This is a genomic window from Legionella geestiana, assembly GCF_004571195.1.
Classification (GTDB): Bacteria; Pseudomonadota; Gammaproteobacteria; order Legionellales; family Legionellaceae; genus Legionella_B; species Legionella_B geestiana.
In genome coordinates, this window is record NZ_CP038271.1 from 168385 (window position 1) to 192236 (window position 23852).

Consider the following 23852-nt stretch of genomic DNA (forward strand, 5'->3'; position numbering starts at 1 on the left):
TTCATTTAGGATGTCGTTTCTACAGGTTGCAAGGAGCAAAGCATGGCCAGTTCATCAAAGGAAGTCTCACAAACCGTACTCAATATCGGCATTGTTGGAGCCGGTACTGGAGGCATGTCAACGGCCATGGGCCTGCAGATGCCCGAATTCAAAACCACCGCCTATGAAGCCAGTGATTATCTTGGCGGGCACATTAAGAGCGTGCGCGTGGACCTTGGAGATGGACGCAGTGAAGTCGTTCACATGGGGGCTCAGTTTATTCCGGGACCGGATTTTTATCCGCAATTCTGGTCATATGTGCACGACCTGCTCAAAATTGAGCTAGAGGAATACGAGCTGACGATGTGTCTCGAGGACATGCGTACTGGTCGAAAAACCGTTCTCCCCCCGCTTTACCATGCCCCTGCTGATGATGATCCCCATAATAATACCCTCGACACCCTTACCTGCGGAATCTTCCAATGGATGCGCCGCCGCAGGCCCCAGCCTGAAACACGCCTGAATCTACAAACCATTTTTAATGAGCTTGGCAAGCTTATCGAATTTAAAAAAATCATCGACAGCTCTCTTGATTCGCATGAAATCATGACAATGCAGGAGTTTATGCAGCGCACACGTCTGACGCACCCACATATTTTCACCCGCCATTTCAACACATTCAAGGACCTCATTATTCCGCTGATGGCCGGTGCATGGGGAGACAGCTTCCAAAACATGCTGCAATCGCTGCAGCATTATTCCATGGTCTACCTTGGCATTGGCGCCCAGGGCAACAACAAGTGGTATCGCATTCCAGAGGGCTTGAGCACCTTTATTAATGCCATGGAGTCCTTCTGCAGCGGCACCACTTTCATGCGTAACCAACTCATCAGTGAAATTGAGCCAGTGATTGTGGACGGCAAACTTAAGTACAGTTTGTATTGCAATGGTAAATTTTTTGAAAACGAGGACCGTACGCCTGTTCTTCATGACCGGCTCGTACTCTCCTGCCCCGTTTTCCATGGACGCCAGCTGCTTGCAAAAATGCTTGAAATGCACGGAGGCGTGTTTGATGAATCCGATGAACTGAAGGCACAACGCGCGAAGCTTCAGGAACTGGTCGATGCGATGAATGCGGTTGAATATTATCCAACCACAATTGTCTTCCATCGCGATGAGCGCTTTAAAGTCCCTGAGGATACTGTTGTGTATGTGCGCTGGGATGGCAATCATGCGGTCACCACCATGCGCCTTGGCGAAGTCATGAAAACCTGGGTGTATGATGACCAGCCGGAAGCAGATAAACCACATCCTGACAGCATTGTAACGGTTGACGGCACCCCCCTTATTGCGCACCACTACCATCCGCGCATGAACATGCACTACTTCCAGTGTGAACGCAAACTGCACGAACTTCAGGGCGTTGCGGGCCTTTATCACGCCCACATTATTGCGGGCCATAACGACTCTAACAACAGCGCGCAAACCGCGGGCACGGAAGTGGCTGTGCGCCTGAACATGGAGGCGGGCTGTCTTGAGCGTAACGCCGTGTTACAAATGCATGCACAGCCGGTGATTGCGTGCGTGCAGAAAGGCTGCATCAGCAGCGGACCGAGTACACACGGCACGCATTTTGTGGATATCCGGCTGGATGAGGATATTTCAAGCTCTGAGGAAGCAGTGGCCTCTTCAAGTTACAGATAACCTTCTCATGGGGCATTCTCACTTCAGACTGTCGATGCCCCCCTGCCTTTAGAAAGAGAGGGAAGTCCACGGGACGAAAAATCGTTGTCTTTCCGGAGCTCATGCTGGAGTTAGCCCCGTGCCGACACATGGATGGGTTCCCTGCCTGCGCGGGAATGACAGGATTCGGGTTGTGTACGGAGGCCAAAATCTCTCCCACACTGTCTTCCCCGCGCAGGCGGGGACCCATTCGGGGTGTGGTACGGAGCCAACGCATGGAACGATTCAGCCTGGTCACGGTACAAAAATACACGTGAATCCCCCGGCGCGGAAAAAATGTCCCGTACACAGCATCTTTCCTTAAAAATCAACGCATCTGTGTACGGGACGAAAAATCGTTGTCTTTCCGGAGCTCATGCTGGAGTTAGCCCCGTGCCGACACATGGATGGGTTCCCTGCCTGCGCGGGAATGACAGGATTCGGGTTGTGTACGGAGGCCAAAATCTCTCCCACACTGTCTTCCCCGCGCAGGCGGGGAGCTGCGTTCACATTTGAAGTGCAACACTTTGTTAGAAAAGACTTCAGCGGGAGTTTTATATCCCAGACACTTTCTTGGTGTCAAATTGAAACGTGCTTCATGTTGCATGAGTTCTTCTTCACTTAAGGATTGGAAGTCCGTTTTTCGGGGCAGGAATCTTCTGAGCCTTCCGATGGCATTTTCAACTCCGCCCTTTTGCCACGGTGAATACGCATCACAGAAATAGGTCTGAATACCGTATGCAGCCAGCTGGTGGTGCTCGGCAAATTCGGTTCCATTATCGAAGGTCACGGTTTTAACCGCGCCCTCAGGCAGGCTGGAGAAGAGCCTGCCAAGCTGTTTTGCAATGGGAAGCGCTTCCTTCGTTTGGATTTTGGATAAAAGCAGAGCGCGTGAGTAGCGTTCGTGGGCAACGAGAATCGCGCCACCCTGTTTGGAAAACTGCATCAAATCAACTTCCCAATGCCCAATCTGGTTCCGTTTCAGTACCCTTTTGGGACGTTTGTGTATGGAGACTCTGTCCTTGATAAACGAGGTGGATGAGTGTTTTCTCTTTGCCTTGTGTCGCCGGGTATAGCGTTTGGTAGGCAGGAAATGGCGCCAGCCATACTCTTTAGTGCGTTTTATCTGGCCATAAATAAAACGATAAATTGACTCATACGAAATAATAGGGCAACCTCGCTCCTGCGCCAGCCTCTTTGCGACTGCCTGTGGAGACCATCCCATAGCAAGAAGGTCTAACACAGATTGGCACAATGCAGGCTGGCGCTCCAACCTGCTTCCACGCCACCTGCGTGCACGTGCCTGAACATCCGCATAACTTACGTCATAGCCTTTGCTCTTCGTCGTATTACGTCTTATTTCACGAGATAGGGTAGATGTCGAGCGACCCATAACTGACGCGATTTTGCGGAGTGAATATCCTTCTCTTTGTAAAATGGATATTCGGCATCTCTCCTCCGTAGAGAGGTGATTGTATTTTTTTCCCATAGCAACACCGAGTATAAACGATGTTGCACTTCGTTTGTGAAATCAGGGGACCCATTCGGGGTGTGGTACGGAGCCAACGCATGGAACGATTCAGCCTGGTCACGATACAAAAATACACGTGAATCCCTGGCGCGGAAAAAATGTCCCGTACACCGGGAAAGACACAAGATAATACAGGATGTGTTTGGAAAAACATATTGGCGGTTTTATTCGTGAAGTTACTGCGGAATGACGGAGCAGGAGCTCTGCCCGCTTGTCCACGTAACGGGTGATTTTGAAACGCGGATTTTCCAGTGGCCTGTCACGGTTTGGTTGCTGAATCAGAACTTTCTAACCGGCCTTTACAGACGTTTCTGCATCAATTTTTATCGATATTTTGATAATACCACGTACACGGATAAACCCTTTGTGCACTGGCTTTGACACAAACCGAATGGACTTCCACAGAACCCGAAGATTCAGACTTTGAATGTAACATAAAGAACCCCAGCAAAACATTGTGATTAATTATGAGTTCTTTTATGCACAATATAAACTTAGTTTGTTAAATGCCATTGCCCTAATCTGTGACAGGTTGACCGTCATGCAGGCCATCAATCAAGGTCATGTGCACAAAAAATTTGTTTTCATGTGCTAAATTTAGCATAATGTCACCCCATTTTCTGATTGAGACCCTATGACACATCCCGAACTCTCACTGTCGCTTTTAGAAGAACTGGTGGAACTTGCTGAATCCTGTAAGGAAGGCAACACCGCCAATTACATTCCGGAACTGGCTCGGGTCGACCCGGAACTTACGGCAATTGGTGTCGCGCCTTTAGGTGGCGATATCCTCTGTTACAGCAACCGTACTCCTCTGGAGCCAGTCACGCTGCAGAGTACCGCGAAAATGATTCCCCTGATTGGTCTTCTGGAAACCTGTGGGCCTGCTCAGTTTTTTGAATGGGTCAAGGTGGAACCTTCGGGTGATGATTTTGCGTCTATTACACGTCTTGAGCAGTTTGGCCCAAAGCCTTCCAATCCAATGCTCAATGCAGGCGCCATAACCCTGTGTTCACACATTCCAGGAACTGGTGAAGCTCAGTTTGCATGGCTTGAAACCTGGGTACAAAAACTGTTTGGTCGCAGGCTTCGAATTAATCCGAGCGTTTTTGCTTCAGAAAAACGTACAGGGAATCGCAACCGTTCGCTTGCCTACCTGCTCGAAAGCCGTGAACGCCTCGGGACATCCGTTAATGAAACGCTCGATTTATACTTTGCGCTCTGCTCCTATGAGGCAACCCTTGAAGAAATGCTCTATCTACCCGCCCTGCTCGCCAACCAGGGACGCTGCCCGCATACGGGGGAGCCGGTTATTTCGGTAGAAACCTGCCGAATTGCCATTGCCATCATGGCAACCTGTGGTCTGTATGATGAAACGGGCACGCACATGGTACGTACCGGAATGCCTGCAAAAAGCGGGGTTTCAGGCTATACACTTGCCGTAGTTCCCGGAAAAGCCGGAATTGTGGTTTCGAGCCCCCGGGTAAATGCCAAAGGCAACAGCATACGCGGTGAAATCATGCTCGAAGCTCTTTCAAAGCGGATGAACTGGCATTTTGCAACTGTCTAACAGAGCTTCTTAGTCCTTAAGCGAAAATGAGGAAACGCCCTAATCGACCATCTGTGCCTCTGATGCCGTTTGCATGGCTATCGCTTCAAGTCCCGCAAGGTGTCGTCCCTGTCCCCAGACGATGCCTGCGGACTTCAGCACGGTCCACTGTTCAGCTTCCTCCACTTGAGTCGCAATGACCTGGATTTCCAGGGTTTTCGCCATGGCCACAAAGTGATGGATAAAAATCTGCTTGCTCTCATTCTCAACGAGATCGCGTGCAAGACTGCCGTGCAGTTTAACGTACAGTATCGGCAGGTCCTCCAGATATTCCATGGAGCCAAAGTGAATACCGGCACTCTCAATTCCAATACCAATGCCCTGCTTTCGTAACTCCAGCATCATGCCACGCACCACTTCAAAGCACTTCAAGACGAGGCTTTCAGGAAATTCAATTCGAATTAATCGTCGCATTGGAGCTGGCAGTTCCGCAATTTTATCAAGATACTGCTGACGGTAGAGCACGTTGACGACCGTGTTTGCTGAAATACCAAGCGAGAGCGGTTCAAGGAGTGCCGGATCAGCGCCACTCAGGCTGTCCAGCACCAGAAAATCAATTTTCCACGCAATTTCAGCCTGCTCTGCCAGAGGCAGAAGTGACGCGGCGTTGATTTCTTCGCCATGCCGCCCAATCAGACGCGCAAAGACCCGACGGTTTAACACACGCTGTCCATCGGTAATTTTTTGCCAGTAAAGCACCATTTTACCGGTTGAAAGTGATGCATTAAGCGCATCTTCCCCTGGCGCTTCTGCATTACCTGCAGCGACATGAACGCCCTGCACCTGTTCGCGTGCTTTTGTCAGAGCCACATCAGATTCCCGAAGAAGGGATTCAACCGGTTGTAAAAAGCGCCACGCTGCGGCACCGATATACGGCTCGCACTGCCCAATCGGGGCAAGACGCCCGGCGATGCTCTGCTGCAGCTGCACGCAGGCCTGTGTCAATCGTGCCGCATCCTGCTCCTGTACAAGAAGACCAAACTGGCTTCCACCAACGCGCGCCATGCACATGACAGGAATTGTTTCGGCGAACTCGGCAAGCGCCGGCGGCACCTCAAGCAGGGCTTTATCACCCTGTACATAGCCATCTTTCTCGTTTAATTCAGAAAGGCCGTCAATCGCTACAAACACCAGAAATCCTGGCGTAAACTCATCGTCATCGGCAAGGGCGGTCGTCAACTGATGCAGAAAAAAACGACGGTTGCCAAGACCTGTGAGCATATCCTGAAACGCCTGCTGGCGCAGAAGTTCCACGCGTCTTGACTGCTCCTGAAACACATTCCGAAGCCTTCTGACCATCTGATTCATGGCAAGCGTCAGTTCACGAAATTCGCGCGTTTTAGGCAGTGTTCCCTGAATGGTGTATTCATCGTTCAAAAGCGCATGTGCCTGTGCCGTTACCCGCCGTAAGGGTTTTAAAAGACTTCTGACAAACAGGATGACGAGACCAAGTCCAAGCAGCACAGAAACAAGGTTCCATGCAATAAGCTGCAGGGCATGTGTCCAGAGTGACCAGAGGGTACTGTGTGTCTCAGCATAGACTTCCACGGTCCCGGCATTTTGGCCCTCACCCAGTGAGGCATGTCCCACTGGCGTTGGCAGATGCATAATCCACGCAAAAATTGACGGGATAGGGTTGGCCTTTGCAGGCGCTTTGACGTCAGCAAGGACGGTTCCCTGCGCATTTTTTACGATAATGCGCGATGCCTCGCCTTTATTGACCACATTTTGCAGGTCGCGAGAAAGGGTAAGGGTAAGGGATTTGTTTTCATTCGGAGCAGACGACAGGGACGCGCCAAGAATGGCTGCCGTCTCATCTGCGTTGCGCTTCAACTGCCCTTCAAAATAATTTTCTGCGTTATGCAGCGAAATGAAAAGGGTTCCGGAAAAAGCAACAATCAACATGGCCAGAAGGCCAAACGTCATCCTGTGTGCAAGTTTCATGGTTGAGACTCATCCTTGAGGTCTTATCAGTTAATAATATACTCGGGAATTCGTAAAATGCCAGCGAATGGTTGTCGTTCATGACCTGCCGCGCTATTCTGTTCTAAACAGTGAATACTTTCGAGACAGTCTCCATGGATGCGGCTTTGTTTTTTATCGTTTTGATAATTGCGCTTGCTCTGGCATTTGACTTCGTCAACGGCTTTCATGATGCTGCCAACTCCATTGCCACGATTGTAACCACCGGTGTTCTTACACCGCGAAAGGCCGTCCTCTGGGCCGCTTTTTTCAACTTCATCGCCTTTGCCGTTTTTAACCTGTCCGTTGCACAAACCATAGGCAGCGGACTCGTCTCACCGGGTATTGTAACAAACCCCCTGATTTTTGCCGCTCTCATTGGCGCTCTTACGGTCAATCTTGTCACCTGGTACAAAGGACTTCCCTCCAGCTCCTCGCATGCCATTATCGGCGGGCTCGCGGGTGCGGCAATTTTCTCGGGAGGCATGGATGCATTGAACATTGAAGGCCTTGCCAGGGTGTTCGCAGGCATCCTGCTCGTACCGCTTGCGGGTCTGATGATTGGACTGATATTAACGCGCTGCATGCTGCATTTTTCTCCTGACGAACAGGCGACCAGACAATCGCGTTTTTACGCAGGGATGCAGCTCGCTTCCTCCGCGCTTTTAAGCCTGTCGCATGGCAGTAACGATGCACAGAAAACCATGGGGATTATCGCGGTGCTGCTCTATACGAATGGGCTCATCGGCGACACGTTTTATGTGCCACTCTGGGTGGTTCTTTCCTGCCAGACCCTGATTAGCCTCGGTACGCTCGCAGGAGGCTGGCGCATTGTACACACGATGGGGCAGCGCATCACTGAACTGAACAGACTGCGTGGTTGTGCCGCAGAAGCGGGAGCTGCCACCATGATTTTTCTGGCCACACAATGTGGCGTGCCCGTTTCAACCACACACACGGTAACCGGTGCCATTGCCGGTACCGGAATCAGTCGAGGACTGTCTGCTGAGCAGTGGCACGTGCTCAGGCGCATTTTCTTCTCGTGGCTGCTTGTCATACCGGCAAGTGGCATCATTGCTGCCTTGATTAATTTACTCGCGACATGGGCAGGGCTTTGATATCCTCTCTCAATCACCGATGAGAGGTATTCATGAACGATATCCCGTTGACCGTCACCCAGCTAAACCGCAACACCCGCGCCCTGCTGGAAAAAGGGCTTGGAGAAGTACGCGTCAGCGGTGAAATTTCCAATCTTGGCAAACCCGGTTCAGGACACCTGTACTTCACGCTGAAAGATGCAGGCGCACAGATACGCTGCGTGTATTTTAGAAATTACCATTCGCCTCTGCACGCAAGAGCGCTTGCTGACGGGCAGGAAATCATTGCAAGTGGCCGGGTCAGTCTGTACGAAGCCCGGGGAGACTGCCAGCTCATTGTTACCCACGTGGAAGAAGCCGGTGAAGGCCTTTTATACCGCCAGTTCTGTGCGCTTAAGGAGAAGCTTGCCGCCCTTGGGCTTTTTGAGGCTGCCCGTAAACGTCCCTTGCCCCGCTTTCCCATGCATATCGCCATTGTGACCTCTGCCGGCAGTGCGGCACTTCAGGACATGCTGAGCACACTCTCCCGCCGCTATCCGATAGCCGCTGTTCGCGTGTATCCCACAGAAGTTCAGGGCGTTACTGCGCCGGCACAGATTATCAGGGCATTAAAGCATGCCAATCGGGATGCCCTCGCTGATGTCGTGCTGCTTGCACGTGGCGGCGGCAGCATGGAAGACCTTTTTGCCTTTAACGATGAAGCGCTTGCACATGCCATTGCCCAAAGCACCATCCCCGTCATTTCAGGCGTTGGACATGAAACCGATTTTACCATTGCTGATTTTGTGGCAGATGCGCGTGCGGCAACGCCAACAGCCGCTGCAGAAACCGCAACCCCTGTTACTCACGAGGCTCTCCTCACATTTTTTAATCAGAGCATTAAGCGGCTAACGCAGGTTTTACGCGCACGCATGGAGCGGGAGTGGCGCAGGCTTCAGCATGCAAAAATACGCCTCTCATCACCATCAAGCCTCCTGAATCGCTCCGCACAACGCCTTGATTTACAGGTTTTAGCCTTAAGGCATGCTGCGCATCGTACGCTTACAGAGCGTCAACAACGGGTTAAGGCGCTGCATCTGCGCTTAATGCCGCTGCACCCTGGTGCCCGCCTCGTCACATCCCGCGCGCGCTTTAATGCCCTGACGCAGCGCCTTGAGCACGCTATCAACTCGGCTCTGCGTGATAAGCGTGAAACCCTGCGAACGCTGCTTGTAAATCTGGATGCACTTAGCCCGCTCGCGACACTCCACCGCGGCTATGCCATTGCACTGATAGACGGGCACGTAGTCACTGATGCGAACAATGCAGCAGTTGGTGACCGTGTTCGCGTACGTCTTGAACACGGTCAGTTGATATGCAGGATTGAAGATAAAGAGGCTTCTTAACGCGGTGATGGTGTCTGTGTCTCTATATCAACGCTTGAAGCCGCCTCTGAGCGCTCGCGTTTGGCCACCTCAAAGTACGCTGGCGTATCGGCAAGGAAGAGCATATAAAGCGCACTCTGGATGCAGGGCTCTGTGACTTTTACCGCCTTCCCGTCCTTATCAACGGTGGTGTAAGTGGCTGTGAGGGGCTCGGATGTGGGATAGGAAGAACCAAGTACTTCCTCACGCGCTTTTTGAGCCGCCTGAGTCTGGGCCCAGCGCTTCAGGCTGTCCCAGAAGGGAATACAGCTTTTTGAGCGTTTATCGCCCGCGCGATATGCTTCCTGTACATCTGCAAATTTAGTCAGTGTACTTTCCAGAAGAATGTCATCGCGCCCTCCCTGAACATGACGCGCAAAGGCAAGAAGGCTGTCAAAGTTTTCATGGTTAAAGCGGCCATCTGGTAAATAGAGCCCATCCGTGCCAGCATGCAGCGTGTCAGGAAGGTCTTTTTTAGCAGGGCAATTGTTAAAACCATTTAAAGCCAAGTTAAAACCGCTGATGAAAAACCCTTTCCAGTAATTTGATGCATCTTCTTTCAATTCATCCAGCCGCGCTGTTACGCCTGAAGCACTGAAACAACTGATAGTGTCGACCGTTTCCCAGTGACAGTCGGAAGTTTCTCTCGTGCGATAAGCTGCCATCAATTCCTTGTTGACGGGAGTAACCGCATAAATATCACAACCTGATGCGCGATTGATGGCATCAACCAGTGCCTGATGCTTCGGGTTTTTTGGGTTTACCGGTACCAGTTCAGATTCTCTTGCAAAAAACCGTATGTGTGATCCCAGCTCAGAAACCGCTGCCGGTGCTCGCGTTCTGCCGTCCATCGCTGCACGGGCTCGAAGCTCTTCATCAACTTGTTTTTGCCGCTCAAGCAGCACACGCGCTTCTTTGGGTGTTGGCAGACGGGGTTTGTGTTTTCTGTGTGAACGGCTGTGACTTTTACTCTCACGTGCGGCTAAAGGCTCCATATCGGCAAAAACGGTTTCCTGCTTCACGGCAGCGAATGATTGGTGTTGCACACTTTCCGTCACAGAGGTTGCGGTTTGGTTAAAAACCGCAAGAAGCGTATCAAGTGAGACCATGCCTCCCTGTGTCTCGATGTCATTCGCGGATGAGTCGGGGGCCGGGCAGGTATCTGGTAAAGCCGCAGAACGTGCGTGCAGGCTCGCACCAAATGCCAGCAAAGCCACGAAAACCGCAAAATATCCAACGTTTCTCCCAGTTAACACGCGATTTTCTGAAGCAGGAGCGGGTGAAGGTGGCGGCAAAAACGTCTGCGCACGTCGCGCCTGTTGACTTCTGTCTAATCCATCAGTACCTCTTTGACGTCCTGGTACTTTATCGTGTTTTGTCATGCTGACTCCTTGTAAAAAACAATCGCCCTCCCATGGGGCAACCCTCGCAGTCAACGCAAAACGCCCGGTTTTGTCAATAAAAATTTAGGGCTTTAACATCCTTTAACGTCCTTCTCGCCAAAAACCACATACCCTGGTATGATTGAGCCTTTTTCCATCAGGATGTTTTGCAATGCCGCCGTTTCTTTTAAATCCACCTCAGAGCGGGCATGGATACTGGAGCCATCTTGCAAGGGCCGCCCTGCCGCTTGCGCTTGCAGAATACTGGCAGCAAAATCCGGGCGTCATGCTGGTGGTCACGACCGATAACAATGAAGCCGATGCTTTAACGGAGTCATTGCGCTTTTTTTTGCCGAAAGATACGGAGATACTCACTTTTCCCGATCGCGAAACCCTTCCCTATGACCATTTTTCCCCGCATGAGGATATTCTTTCAGAGCGCCTGTCGACGTTGAGCCGGCTTAAACGTGCACAGAAACTGCTCGTGGTCAGCGCCTTCAGCACCCTGATGCACAGGCTTTGTCCGCCTGAGTTCCTGCACCAGCATCTGCTCGTATTAAATGTCGGGGACACCCTGAACCCGGATACCTTTCGCGAACAGCTCACGATTGCCGGCTACCAGTGCGTCAGCAAGGTACTTGAACATGGCGAGTATGCACTGCGCGGCGCGATTCTCGATATCTTCCCCATGGGAAGCACGCATCCTTTCCGAATTGAACTCTTTGACAATACCATTGAGAGTCTTCGCTGCTTTGACGCTGAATCACAGCGCACGATTGAAAAGATAGATGCCGTCCGTATTCTGCCGGCACGTGAATTTGGCAAGGATTCTGAGAGTATCGGGCGGTTTCGCGGTGCGTGGCGCGAAGCCTTCAGCGGTAACCCGAGCCAGTCACCGGTCTATACTGCGGTCAGTGAAGGTCAGCTTCCTGGTGGCATCGAATACTATCTGCCGCTCTTTTTTGAGAAGACGGCGACGATTGCTGATTATCTGCCAGAAGACGCACACATCTTTCTCGCGGGTGACACACGAAGCGCCGGCATCCGTTTTGAGGAAGAAATTGATGCGCGTTACGAGCAGCTGCGGCACGATTTGCAGCGCCCGCTCCTGCCGCCACCGGCACTTTTTCAATCAACCAGTGCACTTGAAGAAACGCTTTCACGCTTTCAATGCATTCACATCACCGCAACTCCCCCTAAAAAAGCGCGGGATATCTTCAATTTCAACACCCTTACCGGGGGGCTCTATCCTGCGAACCGCAAAAGCGAACAACCGCTCGAAACCCTCGCAAAACACCTTCAGACCCGCGATACACGTTTTCTGCTGATGGCCGAAAGCGCCGGACGGCGCGAAGTGCTTCAGGAGATGCTCTCCAGAAGCGGCATACGTCCCGGTGTTTTAGAGGGCTGGGTAGATTTTCTGCAAAGCACGAATCCCGTGAGTATCGTGGTTGGCCCGCTTGCAGAAGGCGTGGTGTTTAAGGATGCCGCTCTTGAGATAATCGTGGAATCCCAGCTTTTTGGGGAGCAGGCCGTCCCTCAAAGTCGACGCTCACAAAAAACAATAGACCCCGACCTTATCATCCGCTCACTCGCAGAGCTTCGAGAAGGCAGTCCCGTTGTGCACCTGCAGTTTGGGGTTGGACGTTATGAGGGGCTTCAATACATTGAATCGGGCGGGACGCGCGGTGAATTTCTCGTCATCCGCTACGCCAACGATGATAAAATCTATGTGCCGGTCACTTCCCTTCACCTCGTAAGCCGCTATACGGGACTTGACAGCGAACATGCCCCCCTGCACCGTTTAGGGACGGATCAATGGCAGAAAGAAAAGAAAAAGGCCGCTGAAAAAATCCGCGATACCGCAGCAGAGCTGCTTGATATCTACGCGCGCCGGGAAGCCAGCAAGGGCGTTGTATCCACCCTTCCTGCAACCGATTATGCCCTATTTGCCGCCGGGTTTCCTTTTACAGAAACCCGTGACCAGGCACAGGCCATTGATGAAATCGTGAAAGACATGCAATCAACCCGACCGATGGATAGACTTATCTGCGGAGATGTTGGTTTTGGTAAAACAGAAGTCGCCATGCGCGCGGCCTTTATCGCCGTGCAAAACGGCCATCAGGTGTGTGTGCTGGTACCTACCACACTGCTTGCAGCACAGCATTATGATACCTTTCGCGACCGCTTTGCCGATTTTCCCGTTAATATTGCGCTGCTTTCGCGCTTCAACAGTGGCAAGGAAGCGACCCAGGTGATTGAAGGCATGCAATCCGGGCGCATCGATATCGTTATCGGTACTCATAAGCTTTTTTCTGCAAACATCGTCTTCAAACGCCTCGGGCTTTTAATCATTGACGAGGAGCATCGCTTCGGCGTGAAGCAAAAAGAGCACATCCGCGCCCTGCGTGCACATGTTGATGTGCTGTCCATGACGGCCACTCCCATTCCACGGACCTTAAACATGTCCATGACCGGCATCCGCGATATTTCGCTGATTGCAACCCCTCCGGCGCGCCGCCTTGCCATTAAAACGTTCTGGCAGCAGCGTAATGACACGACCCTGCGTGAAGCGGTATTGCGTGAAATACTGCGCGGCGGGCAGGTGTATTTTCTGCACAATAACGTACAGAGCATTGCCAAAACCACAGAAGACATCCAGACGCTGGTACCGGAAGCGCGGGTGCAGTTTGCCCACGGACAAATGCGCGAGCGCGAACTTGAGCGCATCATGTCAGACTTTTATCACCAGCGTTTTAACGTACTGGTATGCACCACCATCATCGAAACCGGTATTGACATCCCCTCTGCCAATACCATCATCATCGACAGAGCCGACAAGTTCGGGCTGGCGCAGCTTCATCAATTGCGTGGGCGGGTTGGACGTTCTCACCATCAGGCCTATGCATGGCTTTTTACACCGGACAAAAAACTGCTGACCTCCGATGCCATCAAGCGGCTAGAGGCGATTGTATCACTTGAAGACCTTGGAGCCGGTTTTGCGCTTGCAACTCACGACCTTGAAATTCGCGGGGCTGGCGAGCTCCTCGGTGAAGAACAAAGCGGTAACATGCAGGCGCTCGGATTTGGGCTGTTCATGGAGATGCTTGACGAGGCGGTTACTGCACTTAAATCTGGAAAAATTCCAGAACTTGCCAATCCGCTGAATCAGGGAGGACCAGACATCGACCTGCGTCACAGCGCACTGCTTCCCGAAGACTATATTGCGGATGTGCATACCCGCCTTGTGCTATACAAACAGATTGCGAGTGCGCCTGATACTGAGCGCCTTCGAGCCCTTCAGGTGGAAATGATTGACCGTTTTGGCCTGTTGCCAGAGGCCGCGAAACAGCTTTTCAGGGTTACGGAGCTCAAGCTGCTGGCCTCAAAGCTTGGCATCAAACGCATTCAGGCAGGCGGGAATGCTGGAAAAATTGAATTTGGAGAATCGGCAAATATCGATGCCGCCGCTCTTATTCGGCTGATTCAACTGCATGCAAAACGCTATCAGCTGGACGGTCCGACACGTTTGCGCTTTATACTTGATGGCGATACCCCCGAATCCCGTACAGCCGAAATTACGGCGCTGCTAAACGCGCTGACACCGCCTTAGCGCGCAGAGTACACCCTTTTATACACAATGGTATTATCTGCGCGCCTTATGACTCATCATCAACCATGCTATATTTTTAATTGTTATTGATAGGCGTCGGCGCTACAATTGCATTATTGTTGTTCTTTCCGGTTATTAAATGCCATTTTTTGTAACGCCATACCATCCACAGAGATACGCAGGCATCGCTGCTCATATTGAGTACTGGCAACTGTGCAAGCAATTGGGGCGCGCATTTAACTGCAATCCAAGAAGTATTTCTATGATTATAAGCGGAAAGGGGCGTCTGTCATCACCACTGCTTGACGGTACACTTAACTTTCACTCCGTCTACTTCTCAAGGCGGGTCATATCCTGTCTGCATTCAGACTTTCTGGCGGTTAACCCTGAAAAAAAATGGAACCTCTCTTTTTTGCACCGGCAAAAAACCAGCGAAGCTTCCTATTCTAATCTGCCTCGCGGTACCTTGAGTGTCGACCGTCTGCTGGCCAGTAAACCCTGCTTTGTCGACCCCCACCCGCAGGAGCAGATAAAAAAACGACATATTCTGATTTACGACTGGTCGGCTCGAGGCTGGGATGCAAACCGTGCAGCCCAGGTAACTCGACTGGGCAGTCAACTCATTGAAGCAGGTTATCCTGTGCATGTTATTCTCGCCGGCAGGCTTCAAAGGATTAATAAACCTGACCTGCTGATTGATATGCTGAAAGAAAATCAGCACATCTTTTCGGAGGATGAGCTCTATCAGGCGGCAGCCAGGATAAAAATACCGAGAGATAAACTGCATATTCTCGATTATCACGGGCTTAATGCCATTATTGACGACGCGACACCTTTAGACAGAACGCTGGAAACAGGCGATTGGTGGCACAATCTGAGTGACCACGAACAGAATGAGCTGGTGCAGGAATTACAAAATGTCTATCCTCCTTTTGAGGCCATCGTCTGCAAGACATTCCCGGATGATATTCTTATGGCCGAGCGGCTGGAGGAAGCTCTTAATATCCCTGTTGTGTGGCGTTTTAGTACCGTTAACCTTGATGAAGTTTTACTGAATGAGCTTGTAGCCTCAGAAATGGCTATCCGGCGCGGGTATTCTCTTAATCCTTCGCATTTTAACCGTATTGAGTCTCTGACACTGCACCCCTGTGGTGAGCGCCCCGCGCTCCCGGTCATGGTTGGAACAGTATTGCAGGCATGTACAGCACTGAAAGCATTAAATCTTGAGAACGCAGATGGCACCGTTCACTTGAATGCGGCGAGCGAATTTCATCGTCTTGAAACATTGAATCTGTCAGGGTCAGACATTACTAACGAAACCCTCGAGGCCCTGCTCAGAAAATGCCCTAATCTTAAGCACCTTGCGTTGGAAGGCTGTCTAAGAATCAACTGGAATTGTCTTGAATTATCACTGTTTAGGGGCATCGAATCCCTGACCTGTGAGGGTGACGTCAACCTGAATGCGCTTGCCGATGCCGCACACACTCTTAAAACATTGACTCTTTCACTGCACAAAATCCATGAGCGAATTACAAGCACCTGCGTAAGATTCGAAAGACTTAAGAATCTCTGCCTCTATGGCGATAAAATTCAGGCTGAAGACCTCGAAAATATCCTTGCAAGTGCTCAAAAACTTGTGTGCCTCGAGCTTGAGGATATTGATATTGAGGGGAGTCTTTCTGGAAGCACTCCTCTTCCCGCCCTTAAACGCTTTTTCTTTAAACGCCATGGGGAAAGCAGCAGGCAGCGAAAAACCACTTTCGAATCCATTTTAGCCTTACTGAGAAGAGCCCCGGAACTTAAGGAACTTCATCTTGGCAATATCAAGTTTGAAGTTTCGGAAAACCTCGCAGGTCTTAGCCTTCCTGCCCTCGAAACCTTAAAAATCAGCGCTCCAAACACAGGCCCAGACATAGAGCCATACATCAACAACGAGCATGTTGAAGGCCTGCTGCGTGCAACGAAGAATCTAACGACACTTGACCTCTCTGAATGCAGAAGTACAGCGGTTACAGGACCGTTCATCTGCGACCCACTGACTGCGCTGACGACACTAAACATCGCCAAATCATACCTTAACAGTGCTTGCCTTCAGGGCTTACTTCAAGGAGCAAGTGATTTAAGAACCCTTGATGCCTCTTACTGTGAATCTATCAACCCCCCCTTTTCCTGCGGCCCACTTACGGCACTGACAACATTAAATCTCGTCAATTCATTCATCAGCGGTGAAAGTCTTGAAAACCTGCTGCGCGGCGCCAAAAGTTTGAGAATACTTGACCTGACATATTGCCAAAATGTCGCCCATTTTTCCTCTGACACGCTGCCGGTACTTGAAACGCTGAATGTCGGTGGAGCAGCAATCACCAGCAAGAGTCTCTCGAGCCTGCTGCAGAATGCAAAAAACCTTAAAACACTGATTGCCTGCTATTGCCGGGGAATTTCAGACACTTTCTACTGCGAAGCGCTGCTGGCGCTTGAAACCCTCGATGTCAGTCATTCAAGCATCACCAGCGAATCCGTTGAAGGCTTACTGTGGGATGCCAAAAATCTAAAACATCTTAACCTCAGTCAATGCACATTTGATACATACAGTATTTCCTGCAGCCCGCTCCCTCTCCTTGAAACGCTTAAACTCACCAACGCAAGAATCACCAGCGCATCGCTTGAAAGCTTACTGACCAATGCCAAAAACCTGAAATGCCTTGATCTTGCCAACTGCCGCCTTGTTGATGACGGTTTTTCCTTCAGTTCACTACCGGCACTTGAAACCCTTGATGTCAGCCACTCAAGCATTAACGGCATGTTGCTCGAAGGCTTGCTGCAGGATGCGAAACATCTGAAAATGCTGAATGTCTCAGGGTCTCTCCTAATCAAAGATGATTTTTCCTGCGGCCCACTGCCTGCACTTGAAACACTGGAGATAAATAACATCACCGTGTCTCATACAACTCTCACACACATCCTGCGACAAGCCCCCAATCTCAAAACACTGAAACTGCCTGAGAACCCTCGATTCGAAAAAAACAATTTGCCTGAAGCGCTTCAGGAGCGTCTTAACGGCATACCTGCGGTTGACTATCCGAAGAGCAGCGTGACTTATCCCTTTTTCTCAAGTACCCCCTTGTTAAAAACCGCTTCTTCAAGCGAATCTCCCTCTGTCCCAACTGAATTGCCCAGCACAGACGCCTTCTCTACCCCCCTGGAAGACCCTGTTCATGACCGTCGCTCACATCTGGAAACCAAACCTGATGCAACTGGTTTAGATTTTCAGTATCGCGGCACCAATGCAACGCGCAATCAGGGAATGATAATCGAAAAACTCTCACAGTACCTGACACTCACTCAACACAAAACCCATTTTATCCCCCTGCTGCAAAATGGGATTTGCAATGGCCTGTGCGGCCTTTTTAAGGCGCTGTCGCCGCAGCAATGGCAAGCGTTCATGAATGAGATTGAGGCCTGGGACGGCAGAGAGGCAACGCTTACGCATTCGTGCCACCTCCATTTTCGCCAGTTACTGGAAGTCATAGAAAACCACCAGTTCAATCAAGAAGAGCCTCTCACATATGCAGGCGAAAATCTGCAGGACTTTCTCTCACAGGCGCGTGTATCGACTGCTGTCATTCTCAAAAATCCGTGGCATGCCATATGTGTGCATAAAACAGGCACCGATAACTGGCGGTTTTATGACCCCAATTTCATCGATGGCGGCAAAACCATCACCCCGCTTGCAGCACTTATGGCAGAAATCGTAAAAAGCCTTGGTACTCTTATTGCTGTTGAAAATGCACCCGAGCTGACCCCGGGAATCACTGATCCCGACCATTTCCTGGAAGAAGGCGGTCTGCTGGCACTTTGTATGTGTGAAAACCGTGAAGACATGCTCCGAACACTCAACAAAGACCCTGAACACTTCAGTCGAAATGCGCTTGACGGTATATTGTTGCGCAGAGTCGATGGCATACCAGCATGGCAAATCGGCGAAAAGCACCCCAATGTGCGTTTGCAGGTATTTACAGAGGGGTTAATCGAAGCATTTCAAAAAGAATACGGCGCCGAGGCGCCCGCATTACTTGCAAAAAGCGCTGAGCGTGCGGGCTCGAAACAAGCCCCTCCACCAGCCCCCGCACCCTCAGAATGCCGTCTTGATGCCGATACGGCGAACCCCAATACCCCGCAGCGTGCGAAGCGCATTTTCTACCCGCTGGCCAATGGCGTGCGTGCGCCTCTGGTTAACCGTTATCGCCTGCGGACGTTTGATGTACTTCACATAAACCGAGAGCCCTGCGGCCTCAGCGATGCCTTCAGGCTTGCCCTTGACGGAGAGCCGGAATATACAGAGGTGGATTACGAGCGCCTGCCGACGGTGGAGGCCATAGAGGGTCTTCGTGGACACGCTACTCCTGTTCCGTTTTACCTTGGCATTCAGGAACTTACACCAGGCGAGCACTGGCAGCCCCTCGCCTCGCTCTCACCGCGTGAAACGCTCAGCCATCTTCATACCGAGCCTGCCGACGCTGACATTTCACTCGCGTATTCAAAGCGCGATAATCAGTATTACCTTCGGGTACGCAGTGAGGTGCCATCACTCACCGTGCGCTTTGTCGTGCAGGAGCACGCGCCTGAACCAGCACCCTCAGTGCCTGAGGCGATACACGCACTGCAGCAGGAACTCATGGGATATGGCGAGGGGGCACTCGAAGGGGTTCAGCCTGAATGGAGCGGGAGCGACTACCTTCAGGCCATTCGCACCCAGAAAAAAGGCGCCTGTCGCCATCGGGCCGTGGCTTTTAAAGCCGCCATGGAAGCGCTCTTTCCAGCCATTCCGGTTCGCATCGTGGTCAATGACGTACACGCGTTTGCTGAAGTGTGTATTGATGGCTATTGGCTGACACTGGACTTTGGCGGCTATCAAGCCCGCCTGCAGATTGATGACAGCCATCGTCCGGCGGGCGATGATATTGATGCAGACCGCGCGGTTTTTGAAGAAGCGAACCTTGAGCCATCAGGCGCCCTCATCCCGGTTTCGCCGTCTGTGAGTAACGCCCGTCTTTTTGAAAGGGCGCTTGAAACCTGGAAGAAAAAAAGTGCCCGCATCCCGTCGCTGAGCGCCTGGTGCCAGCGAAAAGTGGCCTGCGGCGCGCCTCTAAAACAGCTCATTGAACTGCCCTCCGACACGGCGCTGCAGGGCCTGCATTATGCGCTGGAAAGGCATTGCCGCCATATCAGCCGCCCGGTCTTTTATGTGCACACGCCCGATGACCTCGTCTGTCAGGCACCTTTTGTGCGCATGGCGGACAATGGCCGGGAAGGCATCCCCTGCAGGGGGCCGGGAGGCCGTCTGTATGACTTTTTAACACAACCGTACACAAGGGATAACCCGCCGGTACTGATAGTCAATTACAGCCGTTTCAAGGCCGATGACCTCGTGCGCTTTAATGCCCTGCTCGATGACACGCGCCTTGCCGATGGCGTACCGGTGCCCAAAGAAGCGATTATCGTGGGCCTTGTCAACACGCGCCAGCCGGGCCGCTACACGGGTTCTGACTTTTATTCGCGCTTTGCCCTGCAGGTAGAAACCTGCCCGTTTGCAGAAAGCCTTCTCGCCAGAGCCCTGCCTGAGACACACACTGAGGAAATACCGCCTGATGCGGACGTCACCACCCTCGATGTCTTTCGTGCCGCCGACTGGAAAGAACGCCTGCTGGGGCGCTGGATTTTACAGGGAAGCGCGCTCTTTTTTGAAGAAGGCGAACTGGTGCGCGCCCTGAAGGAAGGGCGACAGACGGTCGTTATTACCAATGGCCTCTGGGAGAACCCTGAGTTTCTGCACGCCTTTCGCGAAGCGTGCGCGCAGCGGATGCTCGCATACAGTGGCGGCAGCCTGCCCTTCCCCGAAGGCCTGCGCTTTTACCGACAGGAAGGCTATGACTGGGAAACGCTGGTCAGCAATGTCACCACAAGCCACGGCCTGCATGCCCGTGCCGTTGTCTGCAACCCGCTGCAGCTGTCGCAGTTTTTTCGCCGGTATGCCTGCCGCGATGCGGCATTGTATACACTCCCGGGGCTCTTCGAAGCCCATCAGGGCCAGACGCTGCATGTGAACGTGACAGCCGCTCTCTCCGATGATGCCTGGGCCGAATGCTTAAGCGTGGCAAAGCGCTTTAACACGGCACTGCATCTGCATGTGGCGCCCGGCGTGACCCTGCCCGCTTTTCTGCCGGAGCCTCTGGCAGCGGCAGCATCATCAGACAGCCGCATGGACCTGACGCCGCCGCTGCCGCCCGAATGGCAGGCAAGCGCAACCGCACACACCATGGCCGTTGTCAGCGATGACCCCGATACCACCATCGCCCGGCTCACGCGCCACACCCCCGGCGTCTGGAAGGTGCTTGATGTATCAGAATGGTCGGCGGGCGATTTGACCGCCTCGCTGCGGGGGCGCTTCGATGCGGACAGCCTCGGGTTTTCATTCTCGGAAAAACGCAGTGCCTTTAACCGGGCGCTTGATGCCGGAGAATCGATTCTTCTGACCGGGCAGCTGACCCCGGACATTATCGATGCCCTCGCCGTGGTCTTTCTTGAGCGGCAACAGTCAGCGCCAGCGGGCCGTCTCATGGTAGTCACTGACAACCGCGATGCCCTGAGCTTTGCCGAGCCTCTGAGGCATGCCGTCTGTGCTGAAGAAAAAGCCGCACTCCTTGGGCTTTGCGAGGGCGAGCTCGAGCGCATCGGCGGCACCGCTGACCTCGCGGCTGAACCCTTAAGCGTGCTGCAGACGCGGCTCACGTTCATCCGACAGCATCCGGGCGTACCCTTCGCCAATGCGTGGGAAGGGCTTGAAAGCCTGCCCGCAGGCTTTCATCTGCCGCCCTTTAATCCAGAAACCTCGGCCGCAGAGGCCGCTGCCTTTAACGCGGCACGCCTCGCGCAGGTGAATGCCGTCCTGCAGGAAGCGCCCTTTATCTTTTTAACCGGACTGACCGGTGTCGGTAAAACGACCTTCGTCAACAAATACCTCGCACGCGAGGCAACCGTCTATCAGGGGGAAAATGCCCTTGCCACTGCGCTCAATGACCCGCGTGAGGGGCGAAAAATCATTTACGTGACAGAAGCAAACCTGCACCTTCGCCAGTGGAGTGAGTGCGAGGGGCTTTTTCACACGCCTCCCACCCTGCCCGTCAACGGCGAGCTGGTGACGATTCCCGACAGCATCCGCTTCGTCTTTGACGGCAACCCCGTCAGCTACGGCGATGACCGCAGCCTTGCGACGTTCTTTGTGCGCCACGGCAACGCCAGACGCTTTGACCCGCTGCCGCCGGCCTGCCTTTATGAAGAAGTCCTGAAACCCGTCTTTGCCGATACCCCGCTGCAGGAGCAGGCCGCCGCGCTCTGTCAGCCGATGCTCGATGCTTATCGGTTTATTGGTGAAAACGCCGATGATGAGGTGCTCATTACCCCGCGTGAGCTGCAGATGATGGCGCTGCTTCTGATAACCGCAGGCCCGCTGTTTCCCGATTGCAGCCTCGAGGCGCGTGCCCGCTACCACGCATGGGACATTGCCCGACACGCCCTGCCGGACGGCCTTCGCGCGCGTTTCGATGCGCGCTTTACACCAGAAAGCCTGCCGCAGGCGAAAGTCCCCCCTGCCTGCGGGAACTATCTGGTCACCCCTTCACGCGCACCGCTTATCACCGCCCTTGACCAGCTCATGGCACTCAAGGCCGCGCGCCACGCACTCGATACCCAGGATGAGGCCGAAGCCGCCACGCCCGAGAAGATGGCGAAACTCTATGGCGGGCTTGGCGGCCTCATCGTTGAGGGCGAGCCGGGCATTGGTAAAAGCGAGCTTATCTTCCAGTATCTTCAGCACAACGGCTTCCAGCGGCGCGGCATCAATGACTCCTCGCCCGGTGATGCCCGCAGTTACTGCGTTATCCCGGTCAGCATGAGCCTTGAGGAGCGCACCCAGGCGCTCTTAAAGGCTTTTCATGAAGGCACCATTGTCATCATGGATGAAGTCAACAGCTCACCCATGCTCGAAAAACTGTGCAACGGCCTGCTCATGGGCTTCGGTCCCGATGGCGAACGCCCCGAAAACCCGGGCTTTCTCCTCCTTGGCACCCAAAACCCCATCACCATGGCCGGCAGGCAGGCGCAAAGTACCGCACTCTCACGCCGCATGCTCACCATCACGCTCCCCACTTACTCCGGCGCGGAAATGGGCTTTATCCTTCGAAACGCCATCGGCATTCCTGAAGAAGTCGCCGATGACATGGTGCAGGCGTATGAAAAACAGCGCACTCACGCCCAAACCCGTCAACTCACGCCCATGCCCTGCTTTCGTGACCTCTTAAACCTCGCCGAACAGTACGCAGACGCGCATCAGATTGCAAAACCCGTGTTAGCTGATGAGGAACTGTACCGCCTGCGTGATGCTCTGGCACACCCGCCGGCTGTGGCTCCGGCTTCTGTAGCTCCGGCTGCCATGGGTGGCGCAGCGGATAGACAGGCGAGAAATGCGTTTACAGCTTCTGCCCGCCAAAAGGTAACCGAGCATTACCAGCCCTCTGCATGGAACGAATGGCGAGGCGAAAAAAACTGGCTCGCAGTCGCTTATACCGACCTGGAGCCGGGAGTTTATCGGGATCAATGTATGAACTTTTTTGGCGTCGACTTAAAAAGAAAAATCCTTGAAATCGCGGTCACTGAGCTGCTTGAAGCGCAGGGCGACCGTAAAAAAATCGGGGAAACACTCGATGCGTTGTGCGATTCTGGAGCGCTTGCCATACTCGAAAAAGGACAGGGGTTTACCAGCCGCATGTTCCCCTGCATAAAGACCAGCGCCGCCAAAGCGCTGGAGAGTATCCTTACTGAGATAAGCAACCCCTTGAATAGCACGGACAGCAAACCTTTATGAAAAGGCATGCGCTCACGCTACATTTGAATTTACAACAACACGCCCTGGCACTGAAAGAGCCACACGAATGGAAATATTTACCCATCTGGTCTATATTTTATACATAAAACCTGTGTGGAGAATGTGCCATGGAATACTCAAAACTGGTTCATCCCGGCATAAAAGGCGCAATGACAGCGTTACTGCTGCTCATGCTCCCGCAGTCAGAAGCGGCGACCATTGTCTATGATAACGGCAGTGCTCCCAAACAGATGCAGGTTGCGTGGCACGGAGGTGGATGGCATGGGGGAGGCTGGCATGGCGGTGGCTGGAACCGTGGCTGGCATGGCAACGGCTGGAACCGAGGATGGAATCGCGGCTGGGGTGGTCGTGGATTTTACTATAATAATTATTATCCTGCAGTCATTGGCGCCGGACTCATTGGGGCGGCGGTCTACAATCCCTACTACTATGGCGTCAACTGCAAGAAAGTCTGCTGGCGCACCGGTTACCGTGGTCGATACATTAACTGTCAACGCCGCTGCTGGTAGCATCATTACTTTGCCGGGCGAAAGTCCGGCATGCACCCTTGTTCTTCAACGCAGTTTTTAAATGCCTTAATTTCCGCTATGATAGCGCTTTTGCATTCAGGAGC

At 52.6% G+C, this 23852-nt stretch carries 9 protein-coding genes and 1 pseudogene; 7 read left to right on the forward strand and 3 right to left on the reverse strand.

The features are described from left to right. The first annotated feature begins 42 nt into the window (after positions 1 to 42). Positions 43 to 1683, forward strand: a complete 1641-nt coding sequence (locus E4T54_RS00795; protein WP_028386569.1) for an NAD(P)-binding protein — start codon at positions 43 to 45, stop codon at positions 1681 to 1683. A 502-nt stretch (positions 1684 to 2185) separates the two neighbouring features. Here E4T54_RS00795 and E4T54_RS00800 read toward each other — a convergent pair. Continuing rightward, positions 2186 to 3190, reverse strand: a pseudogene (locus E4T54_RS00800) (IS30 family transposase); the annotation flags it as partial. A gap of 676 nt (positions 3191 to 3866) precedes the next feature. Between E4T54_RS00800 and glsA the strand changes: the two are divergent. Further along, positions 3867 to 4802 (forward strand): glutaminase A, encoded by a 936-nt coding sequence (gene glsA / locus E4T54_RS00805; protein WP_028386824.1) that lies wholly within the window; start codon positions 3867 to 3869, stop codon positions 4800 to 4802. A 39-nt stretch (positions 4803 to 4841) separates the two neighbouring features. Here glsA and E4T54_RS00810 read toward each other — a convergent pair whose 3' ends face one another. Continuing rightward, the gene (locus E4T54_RS00810; protein WP_028386823.1) at positions 4842 to 6785 is read right to left on the reverse strand and encodes a bifunctional diguanylate cyclase/phosphodiesterase; all 1944 of its coding nucleotides are present in this window, start codon (positions 6783 to 6785) and stop codon (positions 4842 to 4844) included. Positions 6786 to 6919: 134 nt separating this feature from the next. Here E4T54_RS00810 and E4T54_RS00815 point away from each other — a divergent pair, with 134 nt between their 5' ends. Then, on the forward strand, positions 6920 to 7921 hold the full coding sequence (locus E4T54_RS00815) for an inorganic phosphate transporter (protein ID WP_028386822.1): 1002 nt from the start codon (positions 6920 to 6922) through the stop codon (positions 7919 to 7921). Positions 7922 to 7953: 32 nt separating this feature from the next. Next, the gene (xseA, locus tag E4T54_RS00820; protein WP_028386821.1) at positions 7954 to 9285 is read left to right on the forward strand and encodes an exodeoxyribonuclease VII large subunit; all 1332 of its coding nucleotides are present in this window, start codon (positions 7954 to 7956) and stop codon (positions 9283 to 9285) included. Here xseA and E4T54_RS00825 read toward each other — a convergent pair. Next, entirely contained in the window at positions 9282 to 10685 is a 1404-nt protein-coding gene (locus E4T54_RS00825) for a hypothetical protein (protein WP_028386820.1), read from the reverse strand. The two genes, xseA and E4T54_RS00825, sit on opposite strands and share 4 nt — an antisense overlap. Before the next feature lie 172 nt (positions 10686 to 10857). Here E4T54_RS00825 and mfd point away from each other — a divergent pair, with 172 nt between their 5' ends. The 3 genes from mfd (at position 10858) to E4T54_RS00840 (ending at position 23748) form a co-directional block, all read left to right on the forward strand. Beyond that, entirely contained in the window at positions 10858 to 14298 is a 3441-nt protein-coding gene (gene mfd / locus E4T54_RS00830) for a transcription-repair coupling factor (protein WP_028386819.1), read from the forward strand. A gap of 262 nt (positions 14299 to 14560) precedes the next feature. Beyond that, positions 14561 to 23218 carry a hypothetical protein gene (locus E4T54_RS00835; RefSeq protein WP_115152826.1) on the forward strand — a complete coding sequence of 2886 codons (8658 nt, stop codon included), beginning with the start codon at positions 14561 to 14563 and terminating at the stop codon, positions 23216 to 23218. Positions 23219 to 23346: 128 nt separating this feature from the next. Continuing rightward, a complete protein-coding gene (locus E4T54_RS00840) occupies positions 23347 to 23748 on the forward strand; it encodes a hypothetical protein (RefSeq protein WP_051551057.1) in 402 nt (133 codons plus the stop codon). Positions 23749 to 23852 lie beyond the last annotated feature (104 nt).

Bases quoted from the DNA above. Each gene is read 5' to 3' on its own strand.
- xseA (WP_028386821.1), top strand. From the start codon at position 7,954: ATGAACGATATCCCGTTGACCGTCACCCAGCTAAACCGCAACACCCGC.
- E4T54_RS00840 (WP_051551057.1), top strand. From the start codon at position 23,347: ATGGAATACTCAAAACTGGTTCATCCCGGCATAAAAGGCGCAATGACA.
- E4T54_RS00810 (WP_028386823.1), bottom strand. From the start codon at position 6,785: ATGAAACTTGCACACAGGATGACGTTTGGCCTTCTGGCCATGTTGATT.
- glsA (WP_028386824.1), top strand. From the start codon at position 3,867: ATGACACATCCCGAACTCTCACTGTCGCTTTTAGAAGAACTGGTGGAA.
- E4T54_RS00835 (WP_115152826.1), top strand. From the start codon at position 14,561: ATGATTATAAGCGGAAAGGGGCGTCTGTCATCACCACTGCTTGACGGT.
- E4T54_RS00815 (WP_028386822.1), top strand. From the start codon at position 6,920: ATGGATGCGGCTTTGTTTTTTATCGTTTTGATAATTGCGCTTGCTCTG.
- mfd (WP_028386819.1), top strand. From the start codon at position 10,858: ATGCCGCCGTTTCTTTTAAATCCACCTCAGAGCGGGCATGGATACTGG.
- E4T54_RS00795 (WP_028386569.1), top strand. From the start codon at position 43: ATGGCCAGTTCATCAAAGGAAGTCTCACAAACCGTACTCAATATCGGC.
- E4T54_RS00825 (WP_028386820.1), bottom strand. From the start codon at position 10,685: ATGACAAAACACGATAAAGTACCAGGACGTCAAAGAGGTACTGATGGA.